Origin of the sequence: Klenkia terrae, assembly GCF_037083865.1 — a bacterium.
Taxonomy (GTDB): Bacteria; Actinomycetota; Actinomycetes; order Mycobacteriales; family Geodermatophilaceae; genus Klenkia; species Klenkia terrae.
This window is the reverse complement of sequence record NZ_JBAPLV010000002.1, coordinates 252030-265150: the sequence shown is the minus strand read 5'-3', so window position 1 is coordinate 265150 and position 13121 is coordinate 252030. Positions and strand designations below refer to the sequence as shown.

The following is a 13121-nucleotide window of genomic DNA, read 5'->3' as shown; positions in this document are numbered from 1 at the left end:
AGCGGCGTAGACTGCGCCGATGGAGACCCGCAGCCGGAGCGAGCGGAGCGCCGACAGCCGCGCCCTCATCCTCGACGCCGCCGTCGCCTGCCTGGTGTCCGACGGCTACGCCGGGGCCTCGACGCTGGCCGTGCAGGCCCGCGCGGGGGTGTCCCGCGGCCGGCTGCTGCACCACTTCCCCTCACGGGAGGAACTGCTGGTCGCCGCCACGTCGCACCTGGCCGAGACCATGCTCACCGAGGCCGCCGACCACGCCGTCGCCGTCGGCGCGGGCATCACCGACGAGGCCGAGCGCGTCGACCGGTGCGTCGAGCTGATCTGGGCGACGTTCTTCGAGCCGCCGTTCTGGGCGGCCATGGAGCTGTGGAACGCCGCCCGCACCGACGAGGCGCTGCGGGCGGCGCTGCGGCCCCAGGAGCGCCGGCTGCGGGTGGCGATCCGGGGCGTGGCCGACCGGATCTGGGGGCCGCAGGTGACCGCGCACCCCCGCTACCCGGTGGTCTCCGAGCTGCTGTTCACCTCGATGCGCGGGGTGGCGATGGCCTACGCGTTCGAGGACCGCCCGCCGGCCACCGACCCCCACGTAGCGCTGTGGCAGTCGATGGCCCGGGAGCTGCTCGAGGACTAGCGGGGCGCCATCCGGATCGCGCCGTCGAGCCGGATGACCTCGCCGTTGAGCATCGGGTTGGCCACCACGTGGGCGACCAGCGCGCCGTACTCGTCGGGCTCGCCGAGCCGGGCCGGGTGCGGAACCTGGGCGCCGAGGGAGGCCTTGGCCTCCTCGGGCAGCCCGGCCAGCAGCGGGGTGTTGAACAGGCCGGGGGCGATGGTGACCACCCGGATGGCCTCGCTGGCCAGGTCGCGGGCGATCGGCAGGGTCATGCCGACGATGCCGCCCTTGGACGCCGAGTAGGCCGCCTGACCGATCTGGCCGTCGAACGCCGCGACCGACGCGGTGTTGACGATGACGCCGCGCTCCTCGCCCAGCAGGTCCACGGCCAGCATCCGCTGGGCGGCGAGCCGGATGACGTTGAAGGTGCCGACCAGGTTGACCTGGATGACCTTCTGGAACGCCTCGAGCGGGAAGGCGCCCTTCTTGCCGGCGGTCTTGATGCCGTTGCCGATGCCGGCGCAGTTCACCGCGACCCGCAGCGGGCCGAGCCCGACGGCGAGGTCCAGGGCCGCCTCGACCTGCTCGGGCGAGGTGACGTCGGCGGCGGAGAAGTGCGCGCCGATCTCCGCGGCCACGGCCTCGCCGGCCGAGCTGGGCAGGTCCAGCAGCACGACCTGGGCTCCGGCGTCCCGCAGGCGGCGGGCGGTGGCCAGGCCGAGGCCGGAGGCACCTCCGGTGACGACGGCGACGGCGTCGGTGACGTCCATGGTTCTCCTTCGATCGGGGCGTGGCAGTCAGGGTTGACCGTAATGGATGGCGGGGGCCAGCATGACGCCGACCACACATCCCCCCGGCCCCAGGGAGCCCGCGTGCAGCAGACCCGGCACGACACCGGTTGGCGCGGCATGACCATGAGCTCCCAGCTCGGCCGGCACGCCCGGTCCACCCCCGACGCCGTCGCCCTGCGCTTCGACGGCCACGGGCTGACCTACGCGGAGCTGGACGAGCGGGTCACCCGGCTGGCGCACGCGCTGGCCGACCGGGGGGTGCGCACCGGCGACCGGGTCGCCGTCCTGGCGCTGAACGGGCCGGAGGTGTGGGAGAGCTACCTGGCCGGCGTGCGGCTGGGGGCGGTCGTCGTCCCGGTGAACTTCCGGCTGGTGGCCGACGAGATCGCCTACGCCCTGACCGACAGCGGCGCGGTGGCGATGGTCGTCGACGCGGCGATGGCCGAGGTGGCGGCCGCGGCGCGCACGCAGGCGCCGGGCGTGGCCACGGTGCTGCAGGTCGGGGAGGAGTACGAGGCGGCCCTCGCCGCGGCGTCCGCGGAACCGCTGGACGTCGAGGTCGACGAGAACGGCCCCGCGTTCATCATGTACACGTCGGGGACGACCGGGCGGCCCAAGGGCGCCGTGCTGACCCACCGCAACCTGCTGATGCACGCCTTCAGCCAGGTGGTCACCAACGGCGTGGACCCGACGACGGAGAAGGTGCACGCGCCGGGCACGCCGATGTTCCACATCGCCGGGCTGGCCGGTGGTCTGCCGCCGCTGCTGCTGGGCGGCACCCACGTGGTGCTGCGCTCGGGCGGGTTCGACCCGGTGGCGACCCTGGACCTGATCGAGCGCGAGCGGGTGAACAGCATCTTCCTGGTGCCGGCGATGTGGGCCGCCGTCGTCGCCGTCCCGGGGATCGCCGAGCGCGACCTGTCCTGCCTGCGCCGGGTGAGCTGGGGCGCCGCGCCGGCGTCGACCACGCTGCTGCGCACGCTGATCGACACCTTCCCGCAGGCCGAGGTGATGACCGCGTTCGGGCAGACCGAGTGCAGCCCGGTGACCACGCTGCTGCGCGGTGAGGACTCGATCCGCAAGCTGGGGTCGGTGGGCACGCCGATGCTCAACGTCGAGGTCCGGGTCGTGGACGAGCTGATGCAGGACGTGCCGCCGGGCGAGGTCGGCGAGATCGTCTACCGCTCGCCGATGGTGATGAGCGGGTACTGGGGCAAGCCGGACGCCACCGCCGAGGCGTTCACCGGGGGCTGGTTCCACTCCGGCGACCTGGTGCGGCAGGACGAGGACGGCTACTACTTCGTCGTCGACCGCAAGAAGGACATGATCATCAGCGGCGGCGAGAACATCTACTGCGCCGAGGTGGAGGACGTCCTCGCCGCGCACCCCGGGGTGGCCGAGGTGGCGCTGATCGGCGTCCCGGACAGCAGGTGGGGCGAGGCGCCGCTGGCCGTCGTCGCGCCCCGCGACCCGGCCGCGCCGCCCACCGCCGCCGAGCTCTCCGCCTGGTGCCGGCAGCGGCTGGCCCGCTACAAGTGCCCCCGGGAGTACTCGGTCGTGGGGGCCCTCCCCCGCAACCCCAGCGGCAAGGTGCTCAAGACCCAGCTCCGCACCGAGCACTCCGCCGGCGACCTCGTCGCCGCCCCCGCCGTCTGACCACCGAGTGACAGCTGAGCGCTGCTGACGGGCCGTCGTAGCGACGCTCAGCTGTCACTCGACGCGGTGAGCGCTGCCGCGATGCGGGCCAGCAGCATCGCCGGGCGGTGGAGGTCGGCCGCCGTCACGAACAGCACCCGCCAGCCGGCCGCCTGCAGAGCCTCGATGCGCCGGCGGTCAGCCGCGATCTGCGTGGTGTGCCAGGCGCCCTCGTACTCCAGGGCGATGCGGTGCGCGGGCCAGGCGAAGTCCACCCGGCCGAGGAACCGCCCGGCATCGCGGACCTCGAACTGGGCCACCGGGCGCGGCAGGTGCGAGTCGTGCAGCACCATCCGCAGCCGGGTCTCCTGCGGTGAGCCGGCCAGGCCGTCTGCCCGGTCGACGGCTGCGCGGGCCCGTCGGCACCCCCGACCGGTCAGGCCCGCCGCCGACTCCCGCAGGGCGGCGAGGCTGGTCAGGCGTTCGGCGACGCACCGGTCGAGCAGCACAACAGCCTCCACCGGGTCCAGCCGGGTGGCGAGCTCCAGCGCGGTCGCCTCCGGGGTGGCCACCAGGACGGCGCCCCGCCGAAGCACCTGCTCAGCCGGCAGCGACCGCCGCCGGACGACGACGCCGGCGCAGCTCGGACGTGGGACCCCGGGCGCGACCGTCAGCTCCACGGGGTCGTCGACGCCGGCCAGGTCGGTCAGCCCCCAGAGCACCGCCGCGCTCGCGCCCGTCACCACCGCACCCGGCACCAGGGTCGTGGCCGCGATGCGGGCCAGCAGCGCGTGGTCGACGGCGCAGGTGGCATCGACGTAGACGTCGGGGAAGACCCGGCGCCAGGCCGAGCTGCGCAGCTCGCCCGGGGTCAGCAGCCCCCGTGCGACGACGTCGCTGCCCCGGAACCACCGGCCGACCAGCGCGGTCGGACGACGGGGTGCACGCACCGCCGCAGCGTGCCCGAGAGCCGCGCTGCGCAGGTCGAGCCTGTGGACAGGCCACCGAGTGACAGCTCAGCGCGGCCTGCACCCGGGCGTTGACCGCGCTCAGCTGTCACTCGGCGGCTACTTGCCCTGCCAGACCGGGGGGCGCTTCTCGGCGAAGGCGCGGGCGCCCTCCTGGGCGTCGGCGGAGGTGAAGACGGCGTCGACGACGGTGGCCTGGTGGTCGAGCAGGTCGCGGTCGGTCCAGCGGACGGCGCCGGCGACCAGCTGCTTGGTGGCCTTGATCGCCAGCGGGCCGTTCACCGCGATCCGGGCGGCGAGCTCACGCGCCCCGGCCAGCGCGCCGCCGGGCTCGGTGAGCTGGTTGACCAGGCCGAACCGGTGCGCCTCCTCGGCGCCCATCGGGTCGCCGGTCAGCGCCAGCTCCATCGCCCGCTGGTACGGCAGCGTCTTGGGCAGCCGGAGCACGCCGCCGCCGGCGGCGACCAGCGAGCGCTTGACCTCCGGGATGCCGAAGCGCGCCTCCCGGGAGGCCACCACCAGGTCGCAGGCCAGCACCAGCTCGAAGCCGCCGGCCAGCGCCCAGCCCTCGACGGCGGCGATCAGCGGCTTGGCCGGCGGCGCCTCGGTCAGCCCGGCGAACCCGCGGCCGGGCAGGGAAGGACGCTCGCCGCGGGAGAAGGCCTTGAGGTCCATCCCGGCGCAGAACACGCCGCCGGCGCCGGTGAGCACCAGCACGGCGACGTCGTCCCGGGCGTCGAACTCGTCGACGACGGCGGCCAGCGCCTGCGTCGTCGCCAGGTCGACGGCGTTCTTCGCCTCCGGCCGGTTGAGCGTGATGACGCCGACGCCGTCGGACACCTCTGCGAGCACCGTGTCTGCCATGCCGGCATGTCTGCCAGGTCGGGGCCGGGCAGTCAACCCTGACCGTCAGCCCCGACCCGGGGCCGGATCAGGTGGAGGGGGACAGCTCCCGCTCGATGTCGGCCAGGCTCCGGTTCTTCGTCTCCGGCACGGCCTTCACCACGTAGACCAGCGACAGCACGGTGATGACCGCGTAGACGCCGAACGTCGCGGTCTCCCCGATGGCCGAGATGATCGACAGGTAGCTGACCGCGACCACGAAGTTGGCCACCCAGTTCGCCATGGTGGCCACCGACGAGGCCCGCCCGCGCACCGCCAGCGGGAAGATCTCGCTGATCAGCAACCAGACCACCGGGCCCAGGCTGACCGCGAAGGACCCGACGTAGAAGGCCAGCACCACGGTGGTGGCGATCGCGCCCGCCCCGGCGATGTCGAACAGGAACGCCACGGCCAGCCCGGCCAGGCCCAGCACCATGCCGCTCATGCCCCAGATCAGCAGGGCGCGCCGGCCGACCCGGTCGATGACCTTGATCGCCACGATCGTCATGACCACGTTGGTCAGGCCGACGACCAGCAGCGCCAGCAGCGCGGCCTGCGAGCCCAGGCCGGCGTTCTCCAGCACGGTCGGGGCGAAGTAGATGACGGTGTTCACACCGGTGATCTGCTGGACGATCGCCAGGGTGACGCCGAGGATCAGCGCCGGCCGCAGCTTGGGCGCGAGCAGCGAGCGCTTGGCGCCCTTCTCCTCCTCGGTGGCGGTGCCGCGGATGTCGTCGATCTCCTCGGTGATCGCGTCCTCGGAGTCGCGCAGCGTCCGGAGCACCTCGCGCGCCTCGTCGTCGCGGCCCTGCCGGACCAGCCAGGCCGGGCTCTCGGGCTCGCGGATCATGCCCAGGCCCAGGACGACGGCCGGTGCCAGCGCCAGGCCCACGCTGATCCGCCAGTCGCCGCTGCCGGCGAGGAAGTAGGCGACCAGCTGGGAGACCAGGATGCCGATGGTCACCGACAGCTGGTTGAGGCTGACCAGGGCCCCGCGCCGCTCGGGGGGCGCGATCTCCCCGATGTACACCGGGACGACGAAGGACGCCGACCCGACGCCGACGCCGATCAGGAACCGCGAGAGCAGCAGCACCCAGAACGCCGGGGCGACGATCGACAGCAGCAGGCCCACGACGAACACGACGGACGTCGCGATGATCGCCCGGCGCCGGCCCAGGGTGTCGGCCACCCGGCCGGCGATCAGCGCCCCCACCGCCGCCCCGACCAGCAGGATCGACACCACGGTGCCCTGCAGGAACGGGGTGTCCAGCGTGAAGTCGTCGCTGATGTTGGGCAGGACGCCACCGATGACACCGGTGTCGTAGCCGAACAGGATGCCGCCGACCGCGGTCAGCGACGCGGCCTTCGTGACGGCCCGGCGGTGGGCCGCCGTGGCCTCGGTGCTGCTGGTCATCAGGGATCCCCGTCTCGTTGCAACTCTCAACCAGTCGTGATCATCCGCCTGCCCCGCCGGTCCGGCTACCCGAGGCGGTCAGCCGGTCCAGACCTCGCGCACCTGGTCGGCCACCGCCTCCGCCTGGGCCCGACCGGCCTGCGCGGAGGGGGCCCGCGCGGCCGGGTCCAGCACGTTCTTGCCGATCGCGGCCGTGGACCCGGCGTCCGGGCGGACGACGACCACCCGGCCCCCCAACCCGCCCACCTGCTCGTCGACCCCCGTCATCGGGCCGATGCCGCGGGTGATCGGCGCCAGCACCACCACCCGGTCGTAGCCGGCGGCCAGGTCGACGTTGGCCACCGACCGGACCCCGCCGTCGACGAACCGGCGGCCGCCGACCGTGATCGGCGGGTAGACCCCGGGCACCGCGCAGCTCGCGGCGACCGCGGAGACCAGGTCGACCCCGGAGTCCCGGGTGAACGTCTCGAAGGCGCCGGTGGCGGCGTCCACCGCGGTGATCGTCAGCGGCTCCCGCGGCCACTCGGTGCTGGGCAGCCGGGCGGTGATCGCGGCCCGCCGGGCCTCCTCGGTGGGCGTGCGGCCCGCGGCGGCCGCGGCGGTCGCCAGCGCACCGAGCCGGGCCCGGAACGCCTGCTCGTCGCGACGGTGCCGGAGCATCGCCAGCCCGAAGCGCAGCAGGGTGCCGCGACCCATCGCGGCGGGCGGGCCGGTCTCGACCGAGGGCCCGAGCTGGGCCCGGTACAGCTCCTCGCGGGACGCCGCGCTGCGCAGCTGGGCACCGACCACCGAGCCGGCCGAGGTGCCGACGACCAGGTCCGCCGTCCGGAGGTCGACCCCGGCGTCGCCCAGCCCGGTCACCACCCCGATCTCCCAGGCGATCCCGGTGATGCCGCCGCCGCCGAGGACCAGTGCCGTCCGCCCACCGCTCATGGGCGCCAGTGTGCGGCACCGGCCGGGCTCGACAACCGCTGTGACCCGGGCCACCATCGGCCGGGTGACCGACCGCTGGCCCGCCGGGCTCCCCCGCACCCTCGACTACCCGGCCGTACCGGTCGGCTCCGTGCTGCGCGCCGCCGTCCGTCGCTGGGGCGACCGCACGGCCTTCGTCCACCACGGCGTCGAGCTGACCTTCACCGAGCTGGGTCGCCGGGCGCACGCGGTGGCCGCGGGGCTGGCCGAGCGCGGGGTCGGCCGGGGGGACGTGGTCGCCGTCCACCTGCCCAACTGCCTGCAGTACCCGGCGGTCTACTACGGCGTGCTGCTGGCCGGGGCCACCTTCTCCCCCACCAACCCGCTGCTCACGCCCACCGAGCTCGCCCACCAGCTGGCCGACAGCGGTGCCCGGACGCTGATCACCTGGGAGGCCTGCCTGCCCGCCGTCCGGGCCGCGCTGGCCGACACCGCGGTGCAGACCGTCGTGGTCACCGGGCCGCAGCAGATCGCCGACCCCGACGCCGCCGTCGAGCTGCCCGAGGGCGGCGTGGACCTGGCCGAGCTGCTGCGCGCCGACCCCGCCGACGCCCACCGGGACGCCGACCTGGACGTCGCGACCGCCGTGGCGCACCTGGCCTACACCGGCGGCACGACCGGGGTGAGCAAGGGCGTGGAGCTCCCGCACCGGCAGGTCGTCACCAACGTGCTGCAGTCGGGCTGCTGGGCCTCGGGCTCGCTGCCGGCGCTGGACGCCGAGGGCGACCTGACCCTGGACCAGGTGAGCAGCCCCGAGGAGTTCCCGGTCCGGCTGGGCACCGCCTGCGCGATCAACCTGACGCCGTGGTTCCACGCCATGGGCGTCATCGGCTACCTCAACGGCCAGGTGCTCAGCGGCGCCACGGTGGTCATCCACGACCGGTTCGACCCGGTCGCCTACGTCGCCGACGCGGTCGCCCACCGGGTGACCGGCATCGGCGGTGCCCCGCCGGTGTTCGCCGCGCTGCTGCAGGTGCCCGGCATCGCCGAGGTCGACCTGACCAGCGTGCGCGGGTTGTCCAGCGGGGCGGCACCGCTGGCCGTCCCGCTGATCGAGCGGCTGACCGCGCTGTTCCCGCAGGCCGTCATCGGCGAGGGCTACGGGCTGACCGAGGTGACGATGCAGGCGACCGGCAACCCGGCCGCCCGCAGCGGGCTGCGCAAGGCCGGGACCGTGGGCCTGCCGGTCTTCGACACCGAGATCAGCATCCGGCCGCTGGAGGGCGGTGCCGCGCTGCCCGCCGGCGAGCGCGGGGAGATCTGCATCCGCGGTCCGCAGGTCATGCGCGGCTACGCGGGCCGGCCGGAGGCCACGGCGCTGTCGATCGACGCCGAGGGCTGGTTCCACAGCGGCGACGTCGGCGTGCTCGACGAGGACGGCTACCTGGCCGTGGTCGACCGGACCAAGGACATGCTGCTGCACAAGGGCTACAACGTGTTCCCCCGCGAGCTGGAGGAGATCCTGGTCGGCGTCCCGGGCGTCGCGGGTGCGGCCGTCGTGGGCCGGCCCGACCCGATGGCCGGCGAGCTGCCGGTCGCCTACGTGGTCCGCCGGGCCGACGACGCCGGCGCCGCGCTCACCGAGGCCAGCGTGATGGCCGCGGTCAACGACCGGGTGACGCCATACAAGCGGCTGCGGGACGTCGTGTTCACCGACGCCATCCCGGTGTCGGCGGCGGGCAAGGTGCTCAAGCGGGTGCTGGCCGACCGCGAGCGCGCCGCCGCGGGATGACCCGTCCGGGGTGTCCGGGGCAGCCGGGCACCCCGCCGCTCACTACTGTCACGCCCGTGACGAACCGGTGCTGACCGACCACGGCGGTGTGCAGCTCGCGCACACCGAGCAGTCGCCGTTCCGGCAGGTCGGCAAGCGGGTGGTCATCGCCACCGTCGTGCTGGTGGCCACCGTGCTGATCGTCTACTTCGACCGCGAGGGCTACCGCGACAACAACGGCGACGAGCTGTCGCTGCTGGATGCCACCTACTACGCCACGGTCAGCCTCTCGACCACCGGCTACGGCGACATCACGCCGATCACCCCCGGCGCGCGGCTGGTGAACATCCTGATCATCACCCCGCTGCGCGTGCTGTTCCTGCTCATCCTCATCGGGACCACCCTGGAGGCGCTCACCGCGCGCTCCCGGGAGGAGTTCCGGGTCCGTCGTTGGAGGTCCTCCGTGCGCCAGCACGTCGTCGTGTGCGGGTACGGCACCAAGGGCCGCAGCGCCATCCGCGCGCTGCTGGCCAACGGGACCGAGAAGGAGCTGATCGTCGTCGTCGACCCGAGCCCGACGGCGATCGACGAGGCCAACTCCCTGGGCTTCACCGGCATCGTCGGCGACGCCGGACGGGCCGACGTGCTGCGCCGGACGTCGATCGAGAAGGCCCGGGCGGTGGTGGTGGCCGCCAACCGCGACGACACCGCCGTCCTCATCACCCTCACCGTGCGCCAGCTCAACCCCACCGTGCCGATCACGGCCAGCGTGCGCGAGGAGGAGAACGCCAGCCTGCTGCGGCAGTCCGGTGCCGACTCGGTGATCACCTCGTCGTCCACCTCGGGGCGACTGCTGGGCCTGGCCACCGACAGCCCGCGGGTGGTCGCGGTCGTGGAGGACCTGCTGACGTCGGGCCACGGCCTGGACCTCGCCCAGCGGACGGTCACCAGCGCCGAGGTCGGCATGGGCGCCCGCCAGCTGCGCGACGTCGTCCTGTCGGTCACCCGGGGCGGCCGCACGCTGCGCTTCGACGACCCCAAGATCGGCACCCTGCAGTCCGAGGACGTCCTCGTCGTCGTCCGCTCGCACGCCTAGCTGCTCGCACTCCTAGCCGCGCCGCACCCACGTGCGGGTCGGCTCGGACCGCCCGCGCAGCACGACCTCGTCGGCGCACACCCAGTGCTCGCGCTCGGCCGGGTCCGCCGCCTGCACGGCCGCGTCGCTGGCCACCGCCCGCCCGGTGTGGTCCTTGGCCAGCTCGGTGAGCCGGGCCGCGGAGTTCACCGCGTCGCCGATGACGGTGTACTCCGAGCGGCTGTCCGCCCCGATCTGACCGGCCACGACGTCGCCCCAGGCCACCCCGACACCCACCTCGACCTCGCCGGCCTCGCCGACCGCGGTGCAGATGGCGCGGGCGGCCCGCAGCGCCGCCCCGGCCGCGTCGTCCAGGGTCCGCGGCGCACCGAACACGCACAGCGCGGCGTCGCCCTCGAACTTGTTGACCAGCCCGCCCTCCGCCGACGTCGCGTCCACCACGACGGCGAAGAACCGGTTGAGCAGCCCGACCATCTCCTGCGGTCCCAGCTGCTGGGCCAACCCGGTGGAGCCGGCGACGTCGACGAACAGCGCGGCCACGGTGCGTGTCTCGCCGCCCAGCTCGACGCCCTGCTCCATCGCCTGGGCGGCCACGGTGTCGCCGACGTGCCGGCCGAACAGGTCGCGCAGCCGCTCGCGCTCGGCCAGCCCGGCGGCCATCGAGTTCACCCCGGCCTGCAGCAGGCCGATCTCCCCCGCGTCGTCGACGACCACCCGGACGTCGGTGGCGCCGTCGCCGATCCGCTGCACCGCCCGGCGCAGCTCGCGCAGGGGCGACCCGACCGCGCGGGCGATGAGCAGGGTGGCCAGCAGCCCGATCACCAGGCTGACGCCGGGCAGGAACAGCGCGGTGAATCGGCCGGGCGTGCCCTGGCCGGTCGGGTCGAGCACCAGCAGGATCAGACCGACCATGGGCACCGCGCTGGTCAGCCCCCAGGCCAGCAGCAGGCGCCGGCGGACGCTGAGCGTGCGCGGCTCGTCCGGCGGGTGGGCGGCCAGCGCCCGGGCGGTCACGTGCCGGGCGGCGCGGGCGACGAGCAGGTAGCCGACCCCGGCGGTGACCACCCCGCCCAGGACGACGGACAACCCGATCCGCAGCCCCACCAGCGGCTCGGGGTAGACCACGGCCGCCACGACCCCCAGCCCCACGGCGGCGACCGCCCAGATCACGGCCACCAGCCGGCCGATGTCGGCGGGCAGCCGGAGGGCGACCAGCGCCTCCTCGGCGGTCGGTGCCCGCCCGGCCCACAGCCACCGGTTGGTCTGCCGCTGCTGGCGCAGCCCCCACAGCACGCCGACCGGGATGGCCAGCACCAGGTAGCCCGCCCCGGCGACCGCGGTGACCAGCCGCCCGGTGGGCGAGTCGGCGTCCGAGCCGCCGTTGACCCCGAGCAGCAGCAGGGTGACCACCCCGGCGCCCACCACGTTGGCGGCGACGACCAGCAGCACGATGCCCGGGGCGACCACCCGGTCGGCGGGGACCACCCGGCGGATGCCGGGGACGACCACCCGGAGCAGCACCGCGAGCAGCCGGCGCACGGCCCGGGTGATCACGACGGCTCCACGCGCTGCTCCAACGAGCGGGGGGACGCCGGGACACGCTGCACCGCGCCACGGTGCACGGCACGGGGCGCCCGCGCCACCCTGCCCCCCACCTGCGGGGGGAGGCTGCGCTTGCCGGCACCGGCCACCGGGCGGAGGGTGGTTCGGTGACCGACACGGACCGGAACCAGGACGGTTCCCAGCTCAAGCAGGCCGTCAGCGGCAAGCTCCTCTACGTCTTCATCCTCGGCGACGTGCTGGGGGCCGGCATCTACGCCCTGGTCGGCGAGGTGGCCGGCGAGGTGGGCGGGGCGGTCTGGCTGCCGCTGCTGGTGGCCCTGGTGCTGGCGCTGCTGACCGCGGCGTCCTACGCCGAGCTGGTCACCAAGTACCCGCGGGCCGGGGGTGCGGCGGTGTTCGCCGAGCGGGCCTTCGGCGTCCCGCTGCTGTCGTTCCTGGTCGGGTTCTGCATGCTCGCCGCCGGCGTCACCAGCGCCGCGGGCCTGGCGCTGGCGTTCAGCGGGGACTACCTCACCGTCTTCCTCGACGTGCCCGCCGTGCCCGCCGCGGTGGTCTTCCTGGTGCTGGTCGGGCTGCTCAACGCCCGCGGCATCCAGGAGTCCATGCGGGCCAACCTGGTCATGACCTGCGTCGAGGTGTCCGGCCTGGTGCTGGTCGTCGTCCTCGGCGCGGTCGTGCTCGGACGCGGGGACGGCGACGTCGGCCGGGTCACCGAGTTCCCCGACGGGGTGTCGGCCGGCTCGGCCGTGCTGGCCGCCGCGGTGCTCGCCTACTACTCCTTCGTCGGCTTCGAGACCTCGGCCAACCTGGCCGAGGAGGTGCGCGACGTCCGCCGGGTCTTCCCGCGCGCCCTGTTCGGGGCGTTGCTGACCGCCGGGGCGGTGTACGTGCTGGTCGGGCTGGCCGCCTCCGTGGTGCTCGCGCCCGACGACCTGGCCGCGTCGTCCGGCCCGCTGCTGGCGGTCGTGCAGGCCAGCGGCGTCGGACTCCCCGACCAGGTGTTCAGCGCGATCGCCCTGGTCGCGGTGGCCAACGGCGCCCTGCTGACCATGATCATGGCCAGCCGGCTGGTGTTCGGGCTCGCCGAGCAGCGGCTGCTGCCCCCGGTGCTGGGCCGGGTGCTGCCGCGCCGCCGCACCCCCTGGGTGGCGATCGTGGCCACCACGGTGGTGGCCATCGGGCTCACCCTGACCGGGGACCTGGCCACGCTGGCGACCACCGTCGTCCTCCTGCTGCTGCTGGTCTTCCTCTCCACCAACGTCTCGGTGCTGGTGCTGCGCCGGGACGCCGTCGAGCACGACCACTTCCGAGCCCCCGTGGTGCTGCCCTACCTGGCGATCGGGTCGTGCGTGCTGCTGCTGTGGCAGCAGGAGGCGGGGACCTGGCTGCGCGCCGGGATCATGCTGCTGGTCGGGGTCGGGCTGTACCTGCTGGCCCGGCTGGCCGGCCGGCGCAGCGAGCAGCCCGCCCGGACGTGAC

The 13121-nt window shown here is 74.5% G+C and carries 11 protein-coding genes; 5 read left to right on the top strand and 6 right to left on the bottom strand.

Annotation, left to right across the window (positions count from 1 at the left end; genetic code table 11):
* The first annotated feature begins 19 nt into the window (after positions 1-19).
* Positions 20-628, top strand: a complete 609-nt coding sequence (locus UXQ13_RS03365; protein ID WP_225232644.1) for a TetR/AcrR family transcriptional regulator — start codon at positions 20-22, stop codon at positions 626-628.
* Here the strand turns inward: UXQ13_RS03365 and UXQ13_RS03360 are convergent.
* Entirely contained in the window at positions 625-1380 is a 756-nt protein-coding gene (locus tag UXQ13_RS03360; protein ID WP_225232645.1) for a 3-hydroxyacyl-CoA dehydrogenase, read from the bottom strand. The genes UXQ13_RS03365 and UXQ13_RS03360 overlap by 4 nt on opposite strands.
* 102 nt (positions 1381-1482) lie before the next feature.
* On the opposite strand from UXQ13_RS03360, the gene UXQ13_RS03355 reads away from it, so the two are divergent.
* A complete protein-coding gene (locus tag UXQ13_RS03355) occupies positions 1483-3057 on the top strand; it encodes a long-chain-fatty-acid--CoA ligase (RefSeq protein ID WP_225232646.1) in 1575 nt (524 codons plus the stop codon).
* A 47-nt stretch (positions 3058-3104) separates the two neighbouring features.
* On the opposite strand, the gene UXQ13_RS03350 is transcribed toward UXQ13_RS03355, so the two are convergent.
* The 4 genes from UXQ13_RS03350 to UXQ13_RS03335 form a co-directional block, all read right to left on the bottom strand.
* Positions 3105-3986, bottom strand: a complete 882-nt coding sequence (locus UXQ13_RS03350) for a DUF559 domain-containing protein (RefSeq protein WP_225232647.1) — start codon at positions 3984-3986, stop codon at positions 3105-3107.
* A gap of 117 nt (positions 3987-4103) precedes the next feature.
* Complete coding sequence (locus UXQ13_RS03345) at positions 4104-4868, bottom strand: crotonase/enoyl-CoA hydratase family protein (RefSeq protein WP_225232648.1); 765 nt, start codon at positions 4866-4868, stop codon at positions 4104-4106.
* A gap of 67 nt (positions 4869-4935) precedes the next feature.
* The gene (locus tag UXQ13_RS03340) at positions 4936-6300 is read right to left on the bottom strand and encodes a sugar porter family MFS transporter (protein WP_225232649.1); all 1365 of its coding nucleotides are present in this window, start codon (positions 6298-6300) and stop codon (positions 4936-4938) included.
* Positions 6301-6378: 78 nt separating this feature from the next.
* Positions 6379-7233, bottom strand: a complete 855-nt coding sequence (locus UXQ13_RS03335; protein ID WP_225232650.1) for a patatin-like phospholipase family protein — start codon at positions 7231-7233, stop codon at positions 6379-6381.
* Between the two features lie 64 nt (positions 7234-7297).
* Between UXQ13_RS03335 and UXQ13_RS03330 the strand changes: the two genes are divergently transcribed.
* Both UXQ13_RS03330 and UXQ13_RS03325 read left to right on the top strand, forming a co-directional pair.
* Positions 7298-9004 carry a class I adenylate-forming enzyme family protein gene (locus UXQ13_RS03330; RefSeq protein WP_225232651.1) on the top strand — a complete coding sequence of 569 codons (1707 nt, stop codon included), beginning with the start codon at positions 7298-7300 and terminating at the stop codon, positions 9002-9004.
* A gap of 67 nt (positions 9005-9071) precedes the next feature.
* Complete coding sequence (locus tag UXQ13_RS03325) at positions 9072-10079, top strand: potassium channel family protein (RefSeq protein WP_225232652.1); 1008 nt, start codon at positions 9072-9074, stop codon at positions 10077-10079.
* Positions 10080-10091: 12 nt separating this feature from the next.
* Here the strand turns inward: UXQ13_RS03325 and UXQ13_RS03320 are convergent, their stop codons facing one another.
* Entirely contained in the window at positions 10092-11633 is a 1542-nt protein-coding gene (locus tag UXQ13_RS03320) for an adenylate/guanylate cyclase domain-containing protein (protein WP_336391812.1), read from the bottom strand.
* Between the two features lie 155 nt (positions 11634-11788).
* Between UXQ13_RS03320 and UXQ13_RS03315 the strand changes: the two genes are divergently transcribed.
* Positions 11789-13120: an APC family permease gene (locus UXQ13_RS03315; RefSeq protein ID WP_336391811.1), complete on the top strand. Its 1332-nt coding sequence runs from the start codon at positions 11789-11791 to the stop codon at positions 13118-13120.
* Position 13121 lies beyond the last annotated feature (1 nt).